Below are 22,635 nucleotides of genomic sequence, written 5' to 3'. Positions count from 1 at the left end.
TATTAACGATCTTCACCTTTTTCCCATTCTATTAAATATTGGATGGTTTCAATGTCATTTTTCGTTTGAAGGTGAAAAATATCTTGGTAATTCTCATGCCCCTTCCCAATAACAAATATCCAATCACCACTTCCTCCTATTTCCCACATTTTCTTTATAGCCATAGTGCGATCCATTATGACTTCCCCATTTGTAAATGGTTTTGTTAAGTTATATAATTCTTCTTCTACAACCGTTTTACTCTCCCCATTTATATCATCTAATGTAAGGATAAACTGCCGACAATAAGTAGATGCCACCTTAACCATTTTAATTCGCTTGCTTTTATCCCTTTTTCCTCGAAATCCAAAAACCATATATATTTTTTTCGCTCTATTTTCCTTAGCTGTTTGGAGAAGGTAGATGAGAGCATCTTCTGTATGAGCATAATCAATAATAAATACGGCCCCTTTCTTATTGTAATATTTCTCCCATCTGCCAGGTACTCCTCTAAAATTCATTAATCCTTGCGATATTACCTCTTTTGATATGCCCGATTCTAAACAAGCAGCAATAGCGATAGCTGTATTATAAAGATTATGTTTCCCCGGTAATGGTGAATCTGCTACAATAGTATCTTTTTTAACACTTGATATTTTTAACTGATATTTTGCATCTTTAAACGTGAGCTGCAGATCATAATCGCCAGCTTTACCAATTGTTTTTATTTTATTATGTTCCTGCTCAAGTGCTATTTTCGCCCCCCATGTATCCTCAATGTTGACTAATCCAACGCCTTCATCTTTTAATAAAGAAAAGATTTTCTTTTTCTCGCTGTAATACTCTTCAATCGTATGATGATAGTCCATATGATCATGAGTTAAATTTGTAAAAATAGCTATATCAAGCAGTAATCCTTCTGTACGATGTTGATGGAGTGCATGGGATGAAATTTCTAGTATGATAAAATCATCCATACTTTCAGCTAATAAAGATTGTAGTTCTAAAGCGTCTGGAGTTGTATTTTTAGCTTTTCTTGTTTGGTTATTAATATTATTTTCTATCGTGCCTATCATTCCACAAGAATACCCTGCTTCTTTGATGAGATGGTGGATGAGATAGGCTGTAGTTGTTTTACCATTTGTGCCCGTTATCCCAATTAAGCGATGTTTTTTGCTGGGGTGGGCATAAAATATGCTTGCTAAAATGCCTAATGTTTTCCTAGAATCTTGAACTGCAATATACGGAACAGTGAGCGATAATCGCTTTTCCCCTATCACAGCAATCGCTCCATTTTTAATTGCTTCTTCTATATATTTATGCCCATCCTTTTCAAAACCGGAAATGGCAATAAATAAATATCCTCGTTTTACTTTCCTTGAATCTGTAGTTAAACCTTTCACTACTTCATGACCACTATCTTTTAAGTCCGTTTGTAATAAGTTAAATACATCAATTAATTTCATATAAAAAACTCCTTAAGGCACCAATAAAGTTACTATTTTTTGTATGCCCACGAACAAAAAAAATATGCCTTTATGAGACATATTAAGTATTACTATTAAAGTAATTGGAAAATAGAAGAATCGTAATTCTGATGTGGTACTCTACGTGCAAATTGTGAAAGGTATTTGTAACTTAAGCGACTATGTTGTGAAATAAGATACGCATCCTGTGTCGCTCCTGGCTTTCTTAGCGTATTCAATGCTTCTATCATCCCTCTTTCACTTTCCAATCCTACTCCGTGTCCAAAGTATCGGTCATTACCTAAATAGACTGCATTTTCTCCCGTCCATATTGGATGCTCGAAATCGGGATTATAAAAGTAAACAACATCTCCTGGAATGAAATCTCTTCCTATCCGTGTATCTATACCTAAGTCTTGATCATAATTCCAATCCCAAACTAAAAGACCTTGGAATAAAGTGTTAAATCGACTAATCGAAATCGAATCCAATACTGATTTATAAAATAACAATACAATTGCTGTAGAACATTCAAATGCATATAAGTGGCTATTATGAAACACATCCCTTATCGCATCCGAGGGTAATATATATGGTTTTAATACATAACCGTACTTCGTTTTTGTCCAAATCTGAGGGTTAAATCTTGATACATCAAATGGAGCGAATTCTGCTTTACTTTCATGTAACTGGTAAGCGGCTTGAATTAGTTTTTCTCTTAAGAGTAGCTCAAATTCAAAAACAAAAGCAGAATCATAAAAAAATTGCTGTGGTGAAGAATCGAGTGCTCTATAAATATCTTGTTGTATAGGACTAAATGAATGAATAGGGGGCTTCTCCTGTGACTGAATAATAATGGTCATAAACACTTACCTCCCTTTATTTAATTTTCTTCTGACAACATATAATACCAAATTATGTTCTGCCCCGTTCAGAGGTTCATAATAGCCAATAATAAGTTCATCTATTAGAAAATTATATAAAAATAACATTTTTCTGAAAAAGTATTGCTTTACAGCAAAAAAGCACTTACAATACATCATATATTCCAAAGTTTCAGAAATATATCACATCAGCAGGAGGCACTTAAATATGGCAACATTCCTTGTAGCAATTGTATTACTTATTCTTGGATACATGTTTTATTCGAAATTCGTAGAGAAAGTTTTTAGTATCGATGATAGTAGAAAAACCCCAGCGTATACAGAAGCAGACGGCATGGACTTTGTCCCAATGAGCTGGTGGAAAGGAAATCTTATTCAACTATTAAACATTGCTGGCACCGGTCCGATATTTGGCGCATTAATGGGTGCATTATACGGACCTGTCGCGTTTATATGGATTGTTATTGGCTGTATTTTCGCTGGAGCTGTTCATGATTATTTTTCAGGAATGCTTTCACTTAAACATAAGGGAGAACAATTCCCTAATCTCGTTGGTAGATATCTAGGGAATGGAATGAAAGTTTTTATTAATATATTATCCATTATATTAATGATTTTGGTAGCAGCTGCTTTTACAGCAAGCCCAGCCCAATTGATTTCTTCTATTACCCCACTTAGTTTTACTGTATCGTTAATGATTGTATTTGCTTATTTCGTTATTGCAGCGGTTCTCCCGATTAACCAAATTATTGGTAGAATTTATCCGATATTCGGTGCGATATTAATCTTTATGGCTGTGTCCATTGGTATCGCTTTACTATTTAATGGTCAACCTATTCCAAATTTAACTTTTAGCAATTTACACCCTGAAGAATTGCCAATTTGGCCATTATTAATGGTTACCATTTCATGTGGCGCTATATCTGGTTTCCACGCAACACAAAGTCCAATTGTATCAAAAACTTTAAAAAAAGAGTCTGATGGAAGAAAAGTATTTTACGGAGCAATGATTGGTGAAGGAATCATCGCCCTTATTTGGGCAGCAGCAGGAATGACATTCTTCGGAGGAACAGGTGGCTTACAGGAAGCTTTAGCGACCGGCGGGCCAGCAGGCGTGGTGAATGAAATTTCCATTTCACTTTTAGGTACACTAGGGGGCATTTTAGCGATACTGGGTGTTATTATTCTACCTATTACAACAGGAGATACAGCGTTACGTTCATCGAGAATGATGCTTTCTGAAACTATTTCGAAGTACTTGAACTTTAAAGGGAATGGACAGATACTACTTGTCACATTATTAGTTGGTGTTCCAACATTTCTTTTAGCAACGATTGATTATTCCTTCTTATGGAGATATGTTGGTTGGACCAACCAATTATCTGCCACGATTATGCTTTGGACAGCAACAAGTTTCCTACTAAAATCTAATAAGCAGCACCTCATAACAGGAATTCCAGCTATGTTCATGACAGGAGTATCTGCTACTTATATATTTTACGCACCTGAAGGATTGCAATTATCTTATCCAATATCTTTAACAATTGGGACAGTCTTATCGATCATCGTGTTAATCATTTACATCAAGAAAATAATTGACACACGAAGTCATAAGACAACTAACATAGAAATTGTCTAATCTGAAGCAGACTGGGAAAGTGTGAATCCCAGTCTCTTTTTATTATTATGGGCAATCAATTAAAATGAAGATAACTGTAGTCTACTATATACTTACAATGAGAAAACAACTCATTCACTAACAGGTAAAATGTTATTTGTCAACAATATACTTTGACAAACAACGTAAAAAAGTGCTAATTTTATAGAGAGCGTGATTTTAAATTTGCAATTATAGTAGGTGATGGATTTGAGTAAAAATATGAATAAAGATATGATTAAATTTATTAGAAAAAGTTATAATATGACACAACGAGACTTCGCTCGAATTGTGAGCTGCAGCTTCTCGCTCATCGCACTTGTTGAAGTGGGAAAAAGACGAGTCACATCGGATTTAGAAAATAAAGTCAAGGTAGCATTTGACTTAGATGATCAACAATTACAATCAATTTCTACATTAATAACTGAATTTAGTAAGGGCGTTCCACCTTTTATGTAAGCCACTATATCCAACCTTTCTCCTTTGCTTTAGTTATTGCTTCAATCCTATTCTTTGCCTCTAACTTATTAATGATTTCTGACATATAATTGCGCACCGTCCCAGCAGACAAAAAAAGGTGCGCCGAAACCTCCTTTGAAGTTAAACCCGACGCAATAAGCTTCAACACTTCCTTTTCCCTGGAAGTGAGTGGGTTATCTTGTCTCAATTGATTAAATACCAGTTCCGGAGAAAACATTCTCTGACCATTCATCACACGCCTAATGGCTTCAGCTAGTTCTTCACTCGGTCCATCTTTTAATAAGTATCCGTGAACTCCTGCTCCTATTGCCCTTTCAAAATAACCTGTTCTAGCAAACGTTGTTAAGATAATAACTTTACATAATGACTTTGCTTCAAATATTTCCTCTGCTAAATCTAATCCACCTTTTATAGGCATTTCAATATCTAATAAACATACATCTGGTGCCAATTGATGAATTAATTCTGTTGCTTCTTTTCCATTACTCGCTTGCGCTATGACTTCTATATCTTCCTCATAGTTTAATAATGTGCTTAACGCTCCTCTTAACATCTGCTGATCTTCAGCTATTAAAACTCTTATCATATCATTTAAGTACCTCCGAACTTTCTTTCTACAATTGGAATGAATACATTGACAGATAACCCTGTTTCATAATGGAAAAAGTTCAAGCTACCTTCAACTAACTCTAGACGTTCAGACATGCCTTTTAAACCATTCCCTAATTTCGTGTCTCGATTAAATCCTATTCCATTGTCTGAAATAGTTACCTCTATCCCTAAATTATTTTGCGATAATCCAATTACACAATGAGTCGCCCGAGAATGCTTAACGATATTTGTAATTCCTTCTTTTATACACATACTGATCATATTTTGCATCATTGATGTCATATTTTCACATCTATTCAGCCCTGTTACCTCCAGCGTAATATTGGCTGAATTTAATATCCCTTTGCAATCACTAATCGTTTCAGCAATTGTTAAAACTCGCATGTCTGCCACTAACTCTCTTACTTGTTTTAAGGCAATCCGTGAAGTCCGCTCGATTTCATTTACCTCTTTGGTGACAATTTGGGGATCAGCTTGATGCTTAGTCATTTTCGCTACTAGTTGAGATTTTAATGTTATATAAGATAGTGTATGACCGAGTGTATCATGTAAATCTCGAGCTATTCTCATTCTCTCTTCTCTTTTAATTAATACTTCAATCTGTTCGTTTGCTTCATTTAATTTTTCTTCTAACTCCATTTTCGTCGACATGGAGTGAATACCAAAAGGAGATATAATCATAACAACAACCATTACGAAGAGATAAGTGGATTCGCTCAACATTTCATATTGTAAAATAACAGGTAAAATCGAAGAGAATACAAATAAAATCATACTAATTGTAAACATCTTAGAATTACGCAGCCACCCGATGAAATTTGCACAATAGAACCCGAGCAATACTAATGAAGGTTGATAAAAATAGGTAAAAATAATAATAATGATCAATTGTAGTATTAACCAACCCATATAAGAGGACATTGGTGGATCAAAGAAAAGTTTCCTATAAGATAGAAAAAAAAGGAATAAAAGCATCCATCCAATCACTGCCTTTACCCCTGTTTCATTTATTAAAACAATAATCGGAAACATTAAATAGACCAAAAAAACATATGGGAGAAAACCATATTTGACAGGAAATAACTTATAACCCAAAAAGCTTACACCACCACTTCTTGCTTTCTTCTAATATAAATACTTAATACTACAAATAGAAGGAAATATCCTGCTAATACAGCAATATTCAGCAAAGAAGGGTTGCCACCTTCTGTAATCTCCCATACACCCGCTCCATAATGATAGGAAGGAATCGCTTTAGCAATTGACTTAAAAATTGATGGCAACACTTCAATTGGCATAAATAACCCCCCCATGAAAGCTAAGACCATATAAAAGAAATTACTGATTCCAGCAGCTGTCTCCACCTTGTTCATTGCACCAATAATTGTTCCAATAGCGAGAAAAGGTAAAGCGCCAATTAATATCCATAGCGCGCTTGTCAGCCATTGCCAAACGCTCAAATTAACCCCATTTATCACCGCACCAACAACAAAAATAATGGTTACAGAACAAATGTGAATCATCGTTTGCCCAACCATTTTTGCTGAGAAATAAACACTTGAACTAAGCGGGGTTGTTCTCATTAAAGTGGACCAACCATGAGCCTTTTCTTCTACTAATCGAATGCCCAACGTCAAAATACTCGTCCCCATCACACTAAAACAAGTAACGGACATTAAGAACCGACTGTTCCAACTGTCTCCCATTCCAGTATTAAATATATTTGTAAAAACAAAATAAAAAACGATAGGCATAAATAAAGACCAAAAAACAAAATAAGGATTTCTAAATATCCTTAATACCTCTACTTTTGTCTGCATCAACCATCCTCTCATTCACTGATCCCCCTTTCTACTGTTAATAATTCAAACGCATCTTCAAGTCTTGCCCGATGTAAATGAATGTCTCGCATAACGACCTTTTTTTCAAACAACTCCCCCAAAAGCGCATCAGTGGAAGAAGTTGTTAACACAATCCGTTGATCAGTTATTTTCGCACTTATGACATGAGAAAATGTTTGTAGCAAGCTGATATCAACCTGATCTGATTTAAACGAGATAGCTCCATCAGACAAATGACTTTTTAATTGTAAAGGTGAACCATCAGCAATCACCTTTCCTTGATTAAATAACATAATTCTCTTGGCAACATCATCAGCTTCTTGTAAGTAATGAGTGGTAAAAATAACCGTTTTACCTTCATCATTTAAATATTGTATCGCTTGCCAAAATTTTTTTCTTACTGTACTATCCATGCCAACAGTTGGCTCATCTAAAAAAACGATTTGTGGATTACTTATAATGGCTAATGCAAAATTCAACCTTCTTTTTTGACCACCCGAGAGTTTATACGCCTTTTTCTTAAGCAGCTCTATAGGGATACCTGTAATTTCCAACACTTCTTCTAAACGTAAAGGGTTTTCATAATAACTACTAAACATGAGTAATACTTCTTTCACAGACAATGCATCAATGACACTGACCTCTTGGAGCATCACACCAATTCTTTCTTTCACCGCTCGCTCATGAGGTTTCTTATTTAAAATCAGTATATTTCCTGAGGTTGGTTTAACTAACCCTAATAACATCAGCAAGGTGGTTGATTTACCAGCCCCATTCTTCCCTAGTACAGCTAATAACTCCCCTTTTTCAACTTCAAAAGACACATCGTTAACTGCCCATAAATCCTTATACCTTTTAGTCAAATGTTTCGTAGCAATGATTGTTTCCATTAACACCATCTCCTTACTAAAATTATATGAGATGGCTTACTTGTCCGTTTAGTGTGTGATGTCACCCCCTTCACATGACAAATGTCACTACTTGAAATTCTTTTAATAAAAAAAACCACAGTTCAATCATCTGTGGCATTACTTCAATTAAGGTAATTTAGCTAACTTTTCATAAACATCTTGCATTGTAAAGCAGCCCTTTTCTTTGACTTTTTCAACATAACATACCCAAAGTTTAGCTGTTAACATGGCATCACCTAAAGCATGATGGCGATGTTTGACTTCAATCTGATTTTTTTCACATAATGTCTCTAGCCTAACAGAGTGTTCCACTGTATCAATGATACGATATAAAAAGGAGGTATCAAATACGCGATGTTTAAATGATGTTCGATAAAGCTGCCAAAACGCATGCTGAAAGAAGCGCTTTTCATGGTTTGAATGATGAGCAATGAAAGGTAAGCTCTCCGTATATTTCAAAAATTCCATTAACACATCTGCTAAAGGTGGCGCATTTTTTAACTCCTCTTCCTTCAATCCCGTTAAATGCTTTATTGATGAAGCTAAATCTTTTTCATATTGTATTAAAGAGTAAAAGTAATTGTCATGATCAATTCTTCCATTTAGGATTTTGACAGCTCCAATTGATAGTATCTGATCACCATTATCTGGACTAAACCCCGTTGTTTCTATATCGACAACTACAGCACTCATTTGATTTAATGACGTTTGTATCAATCGATCTTGATTTAAATCTTTTTGAAGCTGTCTCATGAAAGCCATTGATTTAGAGTCTTGCGTCTGGAGCCCACCGAACCTAGTTTGATTTAACTTTCGGACAAATTGAAAAAAGGGTTCAAAAGCCATTATTTCACTTCCTGCTCAATTACATCTTCTACATATTGATGAAGTCTTCTGCCATTTTTCAAAATCACCTTTATCTTACTTTTTTCTTCCCTATTCATGTTTCTCACATTTAAATAATGGCCATCTTCGTAGGTTGACATAGGGGTAAGTAGTGAATGGCGTAATTTTAGTAACTGTTGGAAATCATGATGATACGGTAATAATGCGTGTTTATATGGCTTTTTACACATTAATCTTTCTAACCGTGACAATGTCGAGCTTTCAACTATTCCCTCCTTTATAGAAAGTAATCGAATGCCATTAACGAAAGGTAAGAATGCTGCGTACTTTATATTGATTTCCCCTTTATGTGATCCATGATTTTCCGTTAATATTTGCCCCAACGGCCCAATAGAGGTTTTTATATGCTGTATATTATCCAATAATCTCTTTAAGTTATAAGGATTTTTTTGAACTGCCTCATGCACACTTCTCTTTAAATGATTAATATATTCGCTTTCTCCCACTAACACTCTTGCATCAAAGAATATTTGCAGATGCCTCATTGTTGCCCAAGATTTTTCATCTAGCCATGACTGTAGTTGCTCAAACCACTCAGGTTGTGACTTACACCAAAGGGGATTACTACTCATAATTTTACCGTCACAGTATGGGTAACCAACAATATTGAGCCCCTCGGCTAATTCTTTGCCTAACTGATGAAAATATCTTTGCAAGGTGGCGTCTTTTTCTTCATAGATGATCCCATGATCTTGATCACTTATATAACCTTGTTCTTCTCTTCCACCGCTACCTGTTATAAACCAAGCAAACTCGCTCGGTGGTTTTTCCCCTAATCTTTTTACAGCATAATGAAACGTAGCTCTCATTACTTCATCATGAAAATTGTTTAATTGCACTTGATTAAACTTTTTCTTAGTTAATTCATAATCCCGCCAATCTCTAATCGCTTCATATGTCTCAAAATCATCCGTCGGCAAAAACAACACTTCCTTACAGAGGGTAAAAGCCTCCCACTATAGGAGGCTTCACCTTATGATGTTAATTTCGTTTGTTTCTCACTTGACATAAACTCTTCTGGATAACCATAGCTACCATGTTCACTCATGTCTAAGCCCATCACTTCTTCTTCTTCACTAACACGGAGACCATTCATCATTTTCTTCATTACGAAGAGAATGACAAATGAAGCAACAAAGGCAAAAAGTCCTGATGTTACAACTCCTAACGCTTGAACGCCTAATTGGCCAAATCCGCCACCATAGAATAATCCTGCTTGACCAGTTACCTGCTCTGCTAATTCTGGTGTTGCAAAGAATCCTGTAGATAAAGTACCCCATACTCCAGCTGCACCATGAACAGATAATGCGAAGATTGGATCATCAATTTTCATTTTATCAAAGAACTTTACACTAAAGAATACTAAAAGTCCGGCAACTAAACCTATAACAACAGCAGCCCAAGGTTCAACGAAAGCACACGATGCCGTAATGGCAACTAAACCTGCAAGTGCACCATTTAATGTTGTAACAATATCAGATTTACCAAGAACGATCCAAGAGATAGCTAATGCTGCAACCGCACCCATCGCTGCAGCTAAATTTGTGTTTAGTGCAACAAATCCGAAAAATGCACCATCAACTGATGTTGTACTACCTGCATTAAATCCAAACCATCCTACCCAAAGAATAAGCACAGCTAATGAAGTATAGACTTGGTTATGTCCTGCAATATTGTTACTAGAACCATCTTTATTGAACTTCCCGATACGAGGCTTTAATAAAATAGTTGCAGCTAAGGCAGCCATTGCACCTGTTAAATGGACAACTGTTGAGCCTGCGAAATCTTGCTTCTCATGTCCCGCTAACCAGCCTCCACCCCATATCCAATGTGCAACAACCGGATAAATAACAGCAGAGAATAAAATAGTAAAAACAACATAGACTGGGAACTTTGCTCTTTCAGCAAAACCACCTAAGGCGATACAAACAGCAATAGCAGCAAAGGCACTTTGGAATACAAAGAAAACCGTATCAGATAAACCTGAATCTCCACTTTCAGCTCCTGAATAGAAGAAGTCCGTCATGCCAACAAAGAAATTCGCGTTTCCTCCAAATATAAATCCATAACCTACAGCCCAGAAAACAAGGAAAGTTAATCCCACTGTAAAAATAGTTTTCCCGGTAATATGACCTGCATTTTTCATTCGTGTAGATCCTGCTTCAAGTAATATAAATCCACCAATCATAAAAATAACTAAAATTGCAGCAATCATTGTCCACACACTGTTCAGATAAAATATTTCATCCATATCTTTTCTCCCCCATTTCCCGCGTCATATAACTTAACTAATAGATGTTAGATTATATGACATCTATTAAGTTATTCTTATTTTATCGCAAAATTCTCATAAGTCAATGCTCAATTTTATATTTTTTAGAAAATTTACTCATTTTTTTACCTGTTAGTTTTTACCCATATGAATGATAGCCCTTACATTAGGAAACCTTATAAAAGAGCAATGTTTCACTTGCTCAAAATGACGAAGGAGTGATTTGTTCAATGAGCAGAAATAAATTAGTCGTTCCCGAATCAGGTCAAGTATTAAATCAAATGAAAGAAGAAATCGCTCAAGAATTTGGTGTACAACTTGGCGCAGAAACCACTGCACGTGCTAACGGATCAGTCGGAGGGGAAATGACTAAACGACTGGTTGCTTTAGGTGAACAACAGCTCCGTAATCAAAAATAACCATTAAGTAAAAAGCAATGCCCTAGGGAGGCAAAGAAAAGGTCTCCCACGGATCTTAAAGCGAGGAAGTGAATCGATTTAATTCACTCCCTCGCTATTTTTAATTTGTTTGTATGTACTCACCATTACCACGCAAATGATAAATGAAAAAATTAATAATTATATACTTCTCGTTCGGCTTCTTTACTGCATTCCACTTCTCATGCACACTCCTTATTTGTTCAGCTTTTTTTATATTTCCTTGTTAAACGATATTAAGTGAGAGGTATATCAAAGCGAAAAAGATCTTTATCGTAAAAGCCATGACGATAAAGACCTTTCTATTGTCAATTACCTAGAGGGGAGCAATAATTAGCACTCCAACTGCATTAGAACATCTCTTTTTCAATTATTGGCAAACGCATTTTCTTTTAACCTAAGAAAAAATATAGTGAACCAATATGAAGTAAAACATATCCCTAGGTCAATCAAAAATATATAGAACTGATTCATACTTCCATAAAAGCTTACGAAGCCTACCTTCTCTTCAATCGTTGCAAAACCAAATGCAATAATAGCACTCACAATAATTGTATATAAATAAAAGTTTCTTTGTCTATTTGTACAATATTGATAAACAAATAAAAAAACAACCGGAAGTAAAGAGGTCGTCATATTTGTTGCACTAGGTAATGAAGGAATGAGAAAATAATTATGAATAAACAAACCTTTCCGCAATAACATTGTATCGATAAAGGTCCATAACATATTCACTGTATATCCGTAGAAAAACACCTCAAATATCCGCTTTCGATCAATAAAAAAATAGACGAACACTAAAGGAGCAATAAAGAGAAAGAGTACCATCCAAAATTGCCAATGTGTATAGTCAGAATATGACTTCCAATAATCAGATAGCAATTGTTGAAATTGTTTACTATCTATATGTAATGCTGTTAGATATTCCTCCTTACTCATAACTTTACCTCCTTCACAATTAACCTCTTTCTCAATATGTTTCAAGAGATAGTTTTTTATTCACCTTTCATCGCTTTATCGACATACATAATTTACAAATAAAAGCTAAAAATACCTAATAATAACGGAAGGAGTGGCAAATAAGATGATGAAAATAATCAATGCAAAGCTAAAAACCTTGCTCGGTTTCTTTATTGGCAGTCTGGCGGTATCTATTATTTTTAATATTATTCAAATCAGCTTAATTTCTGAGGTCAAAGGAAAGTTAAGTACGGTTATGGATGAGCAATCAAATTAAAAGTACAATAGGTGAGTCCTCATAAAGCTAGAAGACTCACCAAAAAGCTATTCATGATTATTCCTTTAACTTCTTTTTATAATCGAGTGCTCTCTACTGTCGACATTAACCTCGAACTATTTGCCAAAGTTGTCTTTATTCCTTTAATAAATACAGTAATTCTAAGTAAAATGCACTTCTGTATTTGTTTTGTCTCTCACAATACTTATAATTAAGTTCAACTATGCTATTTAACTTTCTGACACACCCCAAGGATTTGTAAATATTTTTACTAATACTAATGAAAAAAGAGGCTGCCCTTGTGGGACACCCTCTAATTATTTTAATGGAAACCTTGATCGTCTTGATTTCGTATTTGTTGTAAATAATTCTCCGTATAAATACGTTGTGAATCTGGGACATTTTTTTCATTCTCTTCAGGATCAAATTTTGTTAAACCTTTCTTCTTCGCTACCCAGTCAATCACGAGTCCAAATCCTAGAAGGGAAAGAATCAAGATAAGAAACCACCACATTCTTTTATCACCTCTTTATTAGGATATCCTAAAAAAGAACAATTGCTATAATTATTTTTTGATTATTCTACTAATACCATAATTAGTAAAAAATATCAAATAGACACAAATGTCTTCGTGTATAAAAAAATCCTGTTATCAAAAAATATAGATGTAATAAAAATTAGAATAAGGAGATCATACAATGAAAACATTACAACGCATCGCTTTAGCGCTTGTTATTATTGGCGCGATTAACTGGGGACTTATTGGATTATTCCAATTTGATTTAGTTGCAACGATTTTCGGAGGCCAAGATGCCATCCTCTCTCGCATTGTCTATACATTAGTCGGAATTAGCGGCCTCATTTGCCTATCTCTTCTCTTTGCACCAATGACAGAAGAAGAAGACAGAGACGTCGATAATCGTGTTATTGATGGAAGACAAGTGAGTTACTCTACAGAATTCGCTGAGGAAAATGATTTATCTGATATAAAAGAAGAAGATAGAGAAAATCGAGATCAATAAATAAAAAAGTCCGGACATATATGTTCGGGCTGTATTTATGGCGTTAACTTCTATCCTACTGGTACTACTAAAAGTAGTATCCTTAAACAAACTGTGAATACAAACTCTTTCTACCCTACTCTAAATACCAAGAAGCCTTGTTTAGCGAGGCTTCCTTTATTATGTTCTTAAGTTTTTCCAATAGACCTACCTACATTCATAATTCGTCTTTATGTTTTTGGCTTAGTTCGTACCTCCATCTTCCAAAACATCAGAATAACTTTTCTCAACACAACATGGCACCTACTACTTAATCTGAATTTCACCACACTTAATCATACTGAACCGAGGAATTCTTCAAAGAAGGTGAGCTAGACAAGGGAATCTTTAAATTCAAATTTACCTTTTTGTAATATCATAATTTATTTACCCACTTTTTCTTAATATGACGAAATTGTCACACTAATACATATTTTGTAATGTATTTCGATTGTGTGGAATTCCTCCACAATTTAAGCTTTTGATGAAACCTATTTTGAAAGGGGAATATTTTTTATGGAACAGCTCACCTTTATAATTGCTATTGTAGCTTTCGTCATTTCGCTTATAGTTTTCATTTCAGGTATTTTTAAAAATAATTTAAAAGGATATCTCCAATCTAAAACCGCCAAAACCGCTTTTCTATTTTTTATCATTTATATCGTGAGCTTTGTTACTTATATTCTTATATCCAATTAAGCAGAGCTTAAAGAAACGCCTCGTTTTAAAACGGGCCTTTATTAACTATTTTCACTCATGAATAATTTATATATTGCATACACAAACTATCTATCGTGGCCAATCCTTACATAAGGAGAAAATCATGAAACTTAATAAGATAGGGAGTGCAATTATGGGAATTTTAAGCGGAAATCCAAAAGATGAACCACTACATTATGGTGAAGTTTATGGACTATTCACTAACCTTTTTACAAACAATGGAACGATATCTGGTTATGAGACACTTATGAACCATGCTGGCGATGATGACTTAAAAAAGCTAATAGAAGAAGCTATTAAAGGGTTACGTGCTGAGAACCAACAATTAGAAGAGCTTTTAAAAAGTAATGGAATCGGGTTACCACCTGCACCACCTGCCCGCCCTAATGCAGATTTAAATGATATTCCTGTTGGTGCAAGATCCACTGACCCAGAGATCAGTGCTGCAATCTCTGCTGATACTGCAGCTGGATTAGTTGCATGTAGTCAAGCAATTGGTCAATCAATCAGAGAAGATGTCGCAATGATGTATGGTCAGTTCCATATGAATAAAGCTCAGTTTGGTGCCAAAATGTTAAAGTTAAATAAGGAAAAAGGTTGGTTAATCCCGCCTCCTTTGCACATGAGTAAAGGAACAGAATCATAATTTATAGGCGCCTCGAAATGAGGTGCTTTTTTACTAATTTACACCCCACTCACTTTTCGCATTTTCTTCGCAGTAAGACTTGTTTACACTCGCTATTTAACGTGGCTGATTTACCTCATTTCACTTCCTTTAAGAGTCTATAGGGGTCTTTTCTCATATCCCAGGATTAACATGACATTTTCATATGAAAATTTGCAAGAAAATGATTTTATCAAGTAATATTTTAAATACTTGTTACGGGAATTCCTGAAAATAGAACTGTAAAATGCAGTTATCCCCCCCTTCAGAACTTGGTTACGAGTTATTCAAGAGTTCTGAACTAATGAAAACATAGCAGTGAATGATATGGGAAAACCACTTGAATTTATTATAGAAAATATTGGTGAAATGGAAGCTGACATTAAAGGAATAATGAAAAGTATGTAAGCTTCACCGCACCAGTTTCAATTACCTGTTCAACCAATTGATCTAACCAAGTAGTTTCAAAATATATTACAACATATGACAACAACGAAAGGTAAATATTCAGATAAAAAAAGAGAAGCTTTCGCTTCCCTGGTTCTTATAATCCTATTTGATCAACTGCATAAGTTGCATGTTCCTGGCTAAACCCTTCATAAACTAACTGGTCAATCAACCCACTTCTAGAGAATGAAGTAAAGTCAAGATAGTTCTTACCTGCCTGAACAGCCTGTTCTTTCCAGTCAACTTCAATGTGATCTACCGCATATGTTGCTTCTTCATTACTGTAACCTTCATATTCTAACTGTTCAATTAAACCAGTTCTAGAAAAGGCTGTATAGTCTAGGTAATTCACAGCAGTTTGAATTGCGTTCTGTTGTGAAAGAGATAGTTCAGGTTCTTTTTCTTCCTTCACTTCTTCTTTAGGTTCTTCCTTTGGTTCTTCTTTTTCTTCAGTAGTTTCTTCAGCCATTTCTTCTGCATCTTCTTCTTTTACTTTTTCAGTTTCTTTATCTGTCTCTTCAGTTGCTACCTCTTCAGTGCTTGCAGGTTCAGCCTTTTCAGTAGGTTGTGTAGTTTCATCATCCCCACCTGAAAAGATAGCACCAATAATACCTAGTACAAAAATTGCAATAAATCCCATGCAACCAATCTTAAAAAACTTCTTCATATTCAGTTTTCTCCCTTAAATACTAAAATTGTAAACTTACTAGTATAATAGTACCGCAACATTTTCAGTATTTCAATAGTCTACTTAAGTAATACAAAGTTGGTAAATGGTGGTTTCAGTTGAAAAATTTATTGCGTATAATTTCAACTCGCAGACCTCTAGGACATTGTACCCTACCCCACAATCTAAAAAGCTTTATCCTTATGTTTTAGCCTTCTATAATAGTTCAACATTTGTTTAATTTGACTATCAGTAAAGGCATCAATCTTTATATCTTCTGTGCCTTTCTTTATTTTTTAGCAGGATTATCAGTAATGACTTCACATTCAATCATATAATATAAGAAAGCACGGACACGTTGTAATTTGGAGTTTATAGTAGTTGCATTGTTATCTTGTTTTAGAAAAGGATAAACTGTTTGACTGTGTTTACTGTTATATCTTCAACATTTAAAACATTGCGATCTAAACAAAAGTCCTCAAATTGTTTAATCATAATACGGTAACTTTCTAGATTTTTAGGAGTTACATTTTAAAAAAAGCCTATCATCAAGAAAATCCTGAACAGCAAACTTTAAAAGCATAAAAAAAGACCACCTCACAAAATATGCGAAGTGGTCTTTCAGGATTGTAGCATTTCCAGCTACGACCATAGTACATTATACAGTTTACTAACAGCGTTAAACTCTTGATACAACTCAATTAATGATTCCGACTGGGTTCGAACCAGCGACCTCTACCCTGTCAAGGTAGCGCTCTCCCAGCTGAGCTACGGAATCGTTTATGTATATATTTAAGACATTTATAAATATACTATTTTAGCGTATATCTGTCAATTGATTTCACTGGTATTTGCTTAATTTCATGAAGTTTTATAATTATAGAGCTCTTTACATATAATAGAGGTGGAAAATAAACATACATACTTAATTGAGTGAATCTTTCTTCATTAAGGAAATGAAGACTTACTATATGAAGTTTCATACACTGTGTGATAATATAACCCCATATAGGATTATTATTTTAACAAAGGAGTTCTACTTTATGAATACAGCAAAAGGGACAATCACGGACTTTACTTTTAAAAGTGAGGTACTAGGGGAAGATTTAGAAATACTTGTATACTTACCGGGCAATTATTCACCGCTATATAAATATAATATTTTAATTGCTCAAGATGGAAAAGATTATTTTCAATTAGGACGAATCGGCAGAACAGCGGATGAGTTGCTTGATGCAAAAGAAATGGAAAATACAATTATCATTGGTATTCCTTATAAAAATGTACAAGACCGCCGTCGTAAATATCATCCAGATGGTGAACAAAATGCTGCTTATATCAGATTCTTGGCTCACGAGCTTGTACCTTACCTTGACGAAAAATATCCAACGTACCAAATGGGAATGGGACGAGCATTGATCGGCGACTCCTTAGGGGCGACTGTATCTCTTTTAACTGCTCTACAATACCCTAATACTTTTGGGACAGTCATTTTACAATCGCCATTAGCGAATGAAAAAGTAATGGAAGAAGTCAAATCCTTTAAAGATACACATCTGTTAAATATATATCATGTGATTGGTACGGGTGAGACAACAGTCAAAACAACTGACGGTAAGGAAGAAGATTTCCTTACACCCAATCGGGAACTTTCACAATTAATAAAGGATAAAGGCTTCCCTTATTTTTATGATGAATTTGATGGCGATCATACATGGACATATTGGCAACCAGATTTAAAACGTGCTCTCAAGCAAATGCTTTAATGAAACAGCAGTTTGGCTACTTCTTAGTCAAACTGTCTTTTTCTTCTATATACATTCGTTAGTATATGATGATTTTTGAAAATTTGTTATAATAGTAAAATAAGACAAGTTCTTTAAAATATTTTATTTTGGAGGTAGAACTATGAAATATGGAATCGTTATTTTTCCGTCAAAAAAAATTCAAGACTTGGCGAACTCTTATCGGAAAAGATATGACCCTCACTACGCATTGATTCCTCCACATGTAACATTAAAATCATTTGAAGCTACAGAAGAAGAAGTAAAACAAACAACTGATGCTTTGAATGCAATTGCAAAAGTTCAACAACCTTTTCACATGAACGTTAAAAAGGTGAGTTCATTTCAACCTGTTAATAACGTTATTTACTTAAAGATTAACCCAACAGATGAACTCGAACGACTACATGAAAAAATCAATGAACAAACAGTTGGAGAAAAATCAGAATATGCTTTTGTCCCTCATATTACAATTGGACAAAAACTTTCCGATGATGAACATTCTGATGTTTATGGTTCACTGAAAATGCTTGATGTAGAACACGAAGAAACGGTTGATCGATTCCACTTATTATATCAATTAGAAAACGGATCTTGGAGTGTACATGAAACATTCCGCCTCGGAAAGGGTTAATGAACAACATGAACGTTAAAATAGTAGAAAACGAACAAGAGCTACAAGAAGCTTATCAAGTAAGAAAAGAAGTATTTGTAGACGAACAAAAAGTTCCATTAGAAGAAGAAATCGATCAATTTGAAGACGAAGCTACACACTTTGTACTTTATAAAGATAATGAACCTAGTGGTGCTGGGCGTTTCAGAATTGTAGATGGCTATGGTAAAGTAGAACGCATTTGTGTAAAAGAAAATGCAAGAAAAACAGGAGCCGGCAAAGAAATAATGCATGCGATCGAATCTTTTGCTATAGAAAAAGGTGTACCTGCTTTAAAACTTCACGCACAAACACATGCGATTCCCTTTTATGAACGAATAGGGTACGAAGTCATCTCTGAAGAATTTCTTGATGCAGGAATACCTCACCGAACAATGAAGAAACAAATTTAAATGCAAAAAAAGAGGTGCATTCCGCATCTCTTTTTTGTCTTCATTAACAATGTAGAAGCTAGAATTTAATAAAAATCCGATCGTCTTTTTAATCATAAAAAATGGGGAAGAGCACACAATAACAAGGTCACAGTAAATTTGTTTAAGAGGTGTGTTTCCCATGCATGAATATATACATATTACTTTCGTTCTCGTTGTTGGATTTATTGCCCTTTTCATTATGACCAAGATTCTTGGAAAGTCGCAAATATCCCAAATCACTCCTTTTGACTTTATTTCTGCCATCGTATTAGGAGAACTAGTAGGAAATGCACTTTATGATGAGAATACAGGGATAAGTCAAATGCTTTTCTCTGTTCTTCTTTGGACCATTTTGATTCTTACTACAGAAAAAATCACACAGAAGTTCAGAAGAACAAGAAAATTATTAGAAGGCGGTCCTTCCATTGTGATTCGTAAAGGAAAAATTGAATATGGGCAATTGAAAAAGAATCATTTGGACCTCAACCAGCTGCAAGAATTACTGAGGGCAAAAGATATTTTCTCTTTAAGACAATGCGAATATGCATTTTTAGAGACAAATGGTACAATTACCGCCTTGAAAAAGCCTGAATATACAACGCCAACCATTGAGGACTTGCAATTAAAATATCCGAAGATTAAGGTGCCAATTAATATCATTTTAGATGGTGAGATTGTTCATGAAAACCTAAACATTCTCGGTTGGGATGTCAAATTTCTAGATGAAAAATTAAAAAAGAAAGGTTATGAGAATGTGAAGGAAATTCTATATGCTGACTGGGAAAAAGAAGACGGGTTACATATCCAGACCTATTGAAATATTATGCGTAATAATCAATGTATTTGCCTTCTATTCCTTGTTTACCATTTGTTTCTCTATCTTTCAGCGAAGAGGATAAATGGTTTTTTCTATTGTCCTTATATAAATGATTAGTTTCTGTTTGACCACGGGATGGATCTACCCTTTCAATATTTCTATAAGTCATTGAGCGATTTCGATTCATAAACATTCGCTCTACATATTGTTGGTATGCCGTTTGAACGGTTGAGATTGGATAAATCATTACACTGCCCCCTTTACTTTACTACTAACCCTTTTCAATTGATAACAAACATATTTATTCTTTTTTAGCGCTAAAATCTTTGTTATGATTAATTTTATGCAGTAAATTTTTTAAGTTATGAGGCTAAATGATGAAAAGTGCACGATTAATGCAAGAACTGATTCAATTACATACACTGAAACGATCAGACTATCCATTTATACATGAAGAAGGAAAACGCGGGAACCTTTATTGTACCCATTGTGGTGAAAACGTTTTATTTTATTTAGGTATTCAGGATGAACCAAAATTTTATCATAACAATGAAAAAGAGTGCGCTTATGTGGACGAAGTCATTCCGAAAGCAACAGAGAAAACGAAAGAAAAAGAAGTCAATGGCTTTCGTTTACCTCAAGGTCGATCAATTCTCGAAGAAGTGGAAAAGCCTTTTAAAACCCCTGTACGTATTAAAAATATTCCACCATTTGCAGAAAATACAGCTTCTCAAGCTAGTCCTACAGAGGGGTATCTTCGTTCACTTGAAGAGCACGGGATTTCTTTTGATCATGATCAAAAAAGAGCTGTTACGTATTGTCATGGTCCGTTACTTGTTCTCGCAGGAGCAGGAAGTGGAAAAACACGCGTTTTAACAGGGAAAACGGCTTATTTATTCAATGAATATCAAGTTGATCCCCGTTCTGTTCTACTCGTTACATTTACAGCTAAGGCAGCTAACGAAATGAAACAACGGATAAAAACCTATCCATACGTTACAGCAAAGCATATTAATCAAATGGTTTGCGGAACTTTCCATAGCATTTTCTATCGTATTCTTTCTTTTCATGATCATAATAATAAAAAATGGGACCACCGTTACCTTTTAAAGAACTGGCAGAAGGAACAAATGATCAAACAATCAGCAAGGGCCCTACATATTGATGAAAAGGATTTCCCTTTTGATATGGCCTTACAGTTAATTAGCTTTTGGAAAAACTCGCTGCAATCCCCTACGGATGTAAGGGCGAATGATTCATGGGAGGAAAAGGTACTACAAATGTATCAAGCCTATGAAGAAGAGAAACAGCGATTGAATACCTTTGATTTTGATGATATGCTCAGTAGCTGTTATGAGCTATTTAAAAAAAATCCGCAAATTTTAGCACAGTATCAAAAGCGATTTAAATATATCTTAATTGATGAATTCCAAGATGTAAATAAAGTTCAATTTGAATTACTTAGAATGCTAGTACCTGAAAGTGAGCATATTTGTGCAGTAGGTGATGATGATCAATCTATATATGCTTTTAGAGGTAGTGATCCATCGTATTTAAACGAGTTTGAACAGATGTTTGATGACAGTTTTCAAATTACATTACAACAAAATTATCGCTCTAGTCACGAAATCACTGCATTTGCGAGTCAAGTTATCAAAAAAAACAAAAGAAGAAAAGCAAAAAACATGGTCGCACAATTTAAAAACGAAGCATACCCTACACTCTTCTACCCTTACGATGAAGAAGAAGAAGCTTTAATGATTTTGACAGATATTCAAGAGAGAATAAGACAAGGGCACCAACCTAATGATTTTGCCATCCTTTATCGAACGCATTCAACAAGTCGTGCACTATTTGAACGATTTACCAGGTCTAATATTCCATTTAAAATAGAACAAGATGCCGAATCATTTTATGATCGCTTTATTATCCGGACACTGCTTAGTTTTTTAAGACTTGCGATTAATGAGGAAGATGCGCAGGCTCTTAAGGATATCTTACCGGCTCTTTTTTTAACACAATCACACTTGCAAGATATGAAAGCGAATAGTATCTTACATGATTGCAGCTTACTTGAATGTTTATCTATGGTACAGAGCAAATATGCGTTTCAACAAAGCAAAGCAAAGAAAACGGTAACTACGATTAAAGCAATTAAACAACTATCACCTTTATTAGCACTTGAAAAAATCGAAAAAGAGCTACAAATACAAGATTTCATTAAGAAGCGTGGTAATGAAGGAAACAAAATGGATAAAGGTTCAGAGGATTTAAAAGAACTAAAATTAATAGCTAAGAAGTTTACTACTTTACTTGAGTTCATTGAGTATGCGGATCATATGCGTGCAAAAATCAAAGAAATGAAGCAAATAAGTAAAACGATTGAGAACGCTGTAACCTTTAGTACTATTCATAAAGCCAAAGGGTTAGAGTATCCCTTTGTCTATATTTTAAGTGTAGTCGATGGCAGCCTTCCCCACGATTATGCCCTTGAAGAATATCGTACAGGAACAGAGCAGAGTTTAGAAGAAGAACGAAGACTATTATATGTAGCAATGACTAGAGCCAAGGAACAGTTACATTTATCACTTTTGCAACATAGAAAAGGAAAAAAAGCCTATCCATCACGCTTTCTTCCCCATATCAAAAATAAAATATATAGTAAATAAAAAAACCTGCGTGTACACGCAGGCAATCAATCGTTCGATAAAAAATTCTTGTTAGACTC

Annotated in this window: 24 protein-coding genes and 1 tRNA gene; 11 read left to right on the top strand and 14 right to left on the bottom strand. The window is 34.7% G+C overall.

Annotation, left to right across the window (positions count from 1 at the left end; translation table 11 throughout):
* Positions 1 to 2: 2 nt before the first annotated feature.
* Both U9M49_RS01380 and U9M49_RS01375 read right to left on the bottom strand, forming a co-directional pair.
* Positions 3 to 1,445, bottom strand: coding sequence for a UDP-N-acetylmuramoyl-L-alanyl-D-glutamate--2,6-diaminopimelate ligase (locus tag U9M49_RS01380; protein ID WP_307314743.1), 1,443 nt, complete (start codon positions 1,443 to 1,445; stop codon positions 3 to 5).
* A 95-nt stretch (positions 1,446 to 1,540) separates the two neighbouring features.
* On the bottom strand, positions 1,541 to 2,308 hold the full coding sequence (locus U9M49_RS01375) for a protein-glutamine gamma-glutamyltransferase (protein ID WP_095369753.1): 768 nt from the start codon (positions 2,306 to 2,308) through the stop codon (positions 1,541 to 1,543).
* 229 nt (positions 2,309 to 2,537) lie between these two features.
* Here U9M49_RS01375 and U9M49_RS01370 point away from each other — a divergent pair, with 229 nt between their 5' ends.
* Entirely contained in the window at positions 2,538 to 3,968 is a 1,431-nt protein-coding gene (locus tag U9M49_RS01370; protein WP_307314746.1) for a carbon starvation protein A, read from the top strand.
* A 228-nt stretch (positions 3,969 to 4,196) separates the two neighbouring features.
* Positions 4,197 to 4,445 (top strand): helix-turn-helix domain-containing protein, encoded by a 249-nt coding sequence (locus U9M49_RS01365; protein ID WP_306469957.1) that lies wholly within the window; start codon positions 4,197 to 4,199, stop codon positions 4,443 to 4,445.
* Between the two features lie 4 nt (positions 4,446 to 4,449).
* Here U9M49_RS01365 and U9M49_RS01360 read toward each other — a convergent pair whose 3' ends face one another.
* From U9M49_RS01360 to U9M49_RS01330, 7 genes are all read right to left on the bottom strand, one after another.
* Positions 4,450 to 5,052 (bottom strand): response regulator transcription factor, encoded by a 603-nt coding sequence (locus U9M49_RS01360; protein WP_095369755.1) that lies wholly within the window; start codon positions 5,050 to 5,052, stop codon positions 4,450 to 4,452.
* Positions 5,053 to 5,057: 5 nt separating this feature from the next.
* Entirely contained in the window at positions 5,058 to 6,065 is a 1,008-nt protein-coding gene (locus tag U9M49_RS01355) for a sensor histidine kinase (RefSeq protein ID WP_322909185.1), read from the bottom strand.
* A 113-nt stretch (positions 6,066 to 6,178) separates the two neighbouring features.
* Positions 6,179 to 6,913 carry an ABC transporter permease gene (locus tag U9M49_RS01350; protein ID WP_095369757.1) on the bottom strand — a complete coding sequence of 245 codons (735 nt, stop codon included), beginning with the start codon at positions 6,911 to 6,913 and terminating at the stop codon, positions 6,179 to 6,181.
* Positions 6,910 to 7,809, bottom strand: coding sequence for an ABC transporter ATP-binding protein (locus U9M49_RS01345; RefSeq protein WP_095369758.1), 900 nt, complete (start codon positions 7,807 to 7,809; stop codon positions 6,910 to 6,912). Before U9M49_RS01345 ends, U9M49_RS01350 begins: the two co-directional genes overlap by 4 nt.
* 147 nt (positions 7,810 to 7,956) lie before the next feature.
* Entirely contained in the window at positions 7,957 to 8,676 is a 720-nt protein-coding gene (locus U9M49_RS01340) for an exonuclease domain-containing protein (protein WP_095369759.1), read from the bottom strand.
* Positions 8,676 to 9,656 (bottom strand): DUF294 nucleotidyltransferase-like domain-containing protein, encoded by a 981-nt coding sequence (locus U9M49_RS01335; protein WP_322909184.1) that lies wholly within the window; start codon positions 9,654 to 9,656, stop codon positions 8,676 to 8,678. The genes U9M49_RS01340 and U9M49_RS01335 overlap by 1 nt, the downstream gene beginning before the upstream one ends.
* Positions 9,657 to 9,709: 53 nt before the next feature.
* Positions 9,710 to 10,987, bottom strand: coding sequence for an ammonium transporter (locus tag U9M49_RS01330; RefSeq protein ID WP_322909183.1), 1,278 nt, complete (start codon positions 10,985 to 10,987; stop codon positions 9,710 to 9,712).
* Positions 10,988 to 11,238: 251 nt separating this feature from the next.
* On the opposite strand from U9M49_RS01330, the gene U9M49_RS01325 reads away from it, so the two are divergent.
* Entirely contained in the window at positions 11,239 to 11,427 is a 189-nt protein-coding gene (locus U9M49_RS01325) for an alpha/beta-type small acid-soluble spore protein (protein ID WP_095369762.1), read from the top strand.
* Positions 11,428 to 11,811: 384 nt separating this feature from the next.
* Here U9M49_RS01325 and U9M49_RS01320 read toward each other — a convergent pair whose 3' ends face one another.
* Positions 11,812 to 12,384 carry a hypothetical protein gene (locus tag U9M49_RS01320; RefSeq protein WP_095369763.1) on the bottom strand — a complete coding sequence of 191 codons (573 nt, stop codon included), beginning with the start codon at positions 12,382 to 12,384 and terminating at the stop codon, positions 11,812 to 11,814.
* A gap of 145 nt (positions 12,385 to 12,529) precedes the next feature.
* Here U9M49_RS01320 and U9M49_RS01315 point away from each other — a divergent pair, with 145 nt between their 5' ends.
* A complete protein-coding gene (locus U9M49_RS01315; RefSeq protein ID WP_157733742.1) occupies positions 12,530 to 12,682 on the top strand; it encodes a hypothetical protein in 153 nt (50 codons plus the stop codon).
* 322 nt (positions 12,683 to 13,004) lie between these two features.
* Here U9M49_RS01315 and U9M49_RS01310 read toward each other — a convergent pair whose 3' ends face one another.
* A complete protein-coding gene (locus U9M49_RS01310) occupies positions 13,005 to 13,196 on the bottom strand; it encodes a hypothetical protein (protein WP_095369764.1) in 192 nt (63 codons plus the stop codon).
* Between the two features lie 184 nt (positions 13,197 to 13,380).
* On the opposite strand from U9M49_RS01310, the gene U9M49_RS01305 reads away from it, so the two are divergent.
* Together U9M49_RS01305 and U9M49_RS01300 are read left to right on the top strand one after the other, a co-directional pair.
* Positions 13,381 to 13,704, top strand: coding sequence for a DUF378 domain-containing protein (locus U9M49_RS01305; protein WP_095369765.1), 324 nt, complete (start codon positions 13,381 to 13,383; stop codon positions 13,702 to 13,704).
* Between the two features lie 871 nt (positions 13,705 to 14,575).
* Positions 14,576 to 15,088: a DUF3231 family protein gene (locus tag U9M49_RS01300; protein ID WP_095373485.1), complete on the top strand. Its 513-nt coding sequence runs from the start codon at positions 14,576 to 14,578 to the stop codon at positions 15,086 to 15,088.
* Between the two features lie 562 nt (positions 15,089 to 15,650).
* Here the strand turns inward: U9M49_RS01300 and U9M49_RS01295 are convergent.
* Entirely contained in the window at positions 15,651 to 16,220 is a 570-nt protein-coding gene (locus U9M49_RS01295; protein ID WP_322909182.1) for an Ltp family lipoprotein, read from the bottom strand.
* Between the two features lie 705 nt (positions 16,221 to 16,925).
* Positions 16,926 to 16,998: transfer RNA gene (locus tag U9M49_RS01290), tRNA-Val, on the bottom strand.
* 265 nt (positions 16,999 to 17,263) lie between these two features.
* Here U9M49_RS01290 and U9M49_RS01285 point away from each other — a divergent pair.
* From U9M49_RS01285 to U9M49_RS01270, 4 genes are all read left to right on the top strand, one after another.
* Positions 17,264 to 17,986, top strand: coding sequence for an alpha/beta hydrolase (locus U9M49_RS01285; RefSeq protein WP_095369767.1), 723 nt, complete (start codon positions 17,264 to 17,266; stop codon positions 17,984 to 17,986).
* A 142-nt stretch (positions 17,987 to 18,128) separates the two neighbouring features.
* Positions 18,129 to 18,638 carry a YjcG family protein gene (locus U9M49_RS01280; RefSeq protein WP_095369768.1) on the top strand — a complete coding sequence of 170 codons (510 nt, stop codon included), beginning with the start codon at positions 18,129 to 18,131 and terminating at the stop codon, positions 18,636 to 18,638.
* Positions 18,639 to 18,646: 8 nt separating this feature from the next.
* A complete protein-coding gene (locus U9M49_RS01275) occupies positions 18,647 to 19,069 on the top strand; it encodes a GNAT family N-acetyltransferase (RefSeq protein ID WP_322909181.1) in 423 nt (140 codons plus the stop codon).
* 160 nt (positions 19,070 to 19,229) lie between these two features.
* Positions 19,230 to 19,907, top strand: coding sequence for a DUF421 domain-containing protein (locus U9M49_RS01270; protein WP_095369769.1), 678 nt, complete (start codon positions 19,230 to 19,232; stop codon positions 19,905 to 19,907).
* A gap of 4 nt (positions 19,908 to 19,911) precedes the next feature.
* Here the strand turns inward: U9M49_RS01270 and U9M49_RS01265 are convergent, their stop codons facing one another.
* Positions 19,912 to 20,154 carry a hypothetical protein gene (locus tag U9M49_RS01265; RefSeq protein ID WP_322909180.1) on the bottom strand — a complete coding sequence of 81 codons (243 nt, stop codon included), beginning with the start codon at positions 20,152 to 20,154 and terminating at the stop codon, positions 19,912 to 19,914.
* Between the two features lie 130 nt (positions 20,155 to 20,284).
* On the opposite strand from U9M49_RS01265, the gene U9M49_RS01260 reads away from it, so the two are divergent.
* Complete coding sequence (locus U9M49_RS01260; RefSeq protein ID WP_322909179.1) at positions 20,285 to 22,576, top strand: ATP-dependent helicase; 2,292 nt, start codon at positions 20,285 to 20,287, stop codon at positions 22,574 to 22,576.
* Positions 22,577 to 22,635 lie beyond the last annotated feature (59 nt).

The sequence above is a fragment of the Cytobacillus sp. OWB-43 genome, assembly GCF_034651445.1.
In the GTDB taxonomy this organism is placed as follows: domain Bacteria; phylum Bacillota; class Bacilli; order Bacillales; family Cytobacillaceae; genus Cytobacillus; species Cytobacillus kochii.
Note: the sequence above shows the minus strand (reverse complement) of the source record. Positions and strands in the feature narration are given on the sequence as shown.

Excerpts from the sequence above, each read along its gene's own strand:
- U9M49_RS01360 (WP_095369755.1), bottom strand. The coding sequence starts at position 5,052 with ATGATAAGAGTTTTAATAGCTGAAGATCAGCAGATGTTAAGAGGAGCG.
- U9M49_RS01375 (WP_095369753.1), bottom strand. The coding sequence starts at position 2,308 with ATGACCATTATTATTCAGTCACAGGAGAAGCCCCCTATTCATTCATTT.
- U9M49_RS01320 (WP_095369763.1), bottom strand. The coding sequence starts at position 12,384 with ATGAGTAAGGAGGAATATCTAACAGCATTACATATAGATAGTAAACAA.
- U9M49_RS01380 (WP_307314743.1), bottom strand. The coding sequence starts at position 1,445 with ATGAAATTAATTGATGTATTTAACTTATTACAAACGGACTTAAAAGAT.
- U9M49_RS01345 (WP_095369758.1), bottom strand. The coding sequence starts at position 7,809 with ATGGAAACAATCATTGCTACGAAACATTTGACTAAAAGGTATAAGGAT.
- U9M49_RS01330 (WP_322909183.1), bottom strand. The coding sequence starts at position 10,987 with ATGGATGAAATATTTTATCTGAACAGTGTGTGGACAATGATTGCTGCA.
- U9M49_RS01260 (WP_322909179.1), top strand. The coding sequence starts at position 20,285 with ATGAAAAGTGCACGATTAATGCAAGAACTGATTCAATTACATACACTG.
- U9M49_RS01325 (WP_095369762.1), top strand. The coding sequence starts at position 11,239 with ATGAGCAGAAATAAATTAGTCGTTCCCGAATCAGGTCAAGTATTAAAT.
- U9M49_RS01315 (WP_157733742.1), top strand. The coding sequence starts at position 12,530 with ATGATGAAAATAATCAATGCAAAGCTAAAAACCTTGCTCGGTTTCTTT.
- U9M49_RS01310 (WP_095369764.1), bottom strand. The coding sequence starts at position 13,196 with ATGTGGTGGTTTCTTATCTTGATTCTTTCCCTTCTAGGATTTGGACTC.
- U9M49_RS01305 (WP_095369765.1), top strand. The coding sequence starts at position 13,381 with ATGAAAACATTACAACGCATCGCTTTAGCGCTTGTTATTATTGGCGCG.
- U9M49_RS01270 (WP_095369769.1), top strand. The coding sequence starts at position 19,230 with ATGCATGAATATATACATATTACTTTCGTTCTCGTTGTTGGATTTATT.
- U9M49_RS01370 (WP_307314746.1), top strand. The coding sequence starts at position 2,538 with ATGGCAACATTCCTTGTAGCAATTGTATTACTTATTCTTGGATACATG.
- U9M49_RS01275 (WP_322909181.1), top strand. The coding sequence starts at position 18,647 with ATGAACGTTAAAATAGTAGAAAACGAACAAGAGCTACAAGAAGCTTAT.
- U9M49_RS01265 (WP_322909180.1), bottom strand. The coding sequence starts at position 20,154 with ATGATTTATCCAATCTCAACCGTTCAAACGGCATACCAACAATATGTA.
- U9M49_RS01285 (WP_095369767.1), top strand. The coding sequence starts at position 17,264 with ATGAATACAGCAAAAGGGACAATCACGGACTTTACTTTTAAAAGTGAG.
- U9M49_RS01340 (WP_095369759.1), bottom strand. The coding sequence starts at position 8,676 with ATGGCTTTTGAACCCTTTTTTCAATTTGTCCGAAAGTTAAATCAAACT.
- U9M49_RS01350 (WP_095369757.1), bottom strand. The coding sequence starts at position 6,913 with ATGAGAGGATGGTTGATGCAGACAAAAGTAGAGGTATTAAGGATATTT.
- U9M49_RS01280 (WP_095369768.1), top strand. The coding sequence starts at position 18,129 with ATGAAATATGGAATCGTTATTTTTCCGTCAAAAAAAATTCAAGACTTG.
- U9M49_RS01295 (WP_322909182.1), bottom strand. The coding sequence starts at position 16,220 with ATGAAGAAGTTTTTTAAGATTGGTTGCATGGGATTTATTGCAATTTTT.
- U9M49_RS01300 (WP_095373485.1), top strand. The coding sequence starts at position 14,576 with ATGGGAATTTTAAGCGGAAATCCAAAAGATGAACCACTACATTATGGT.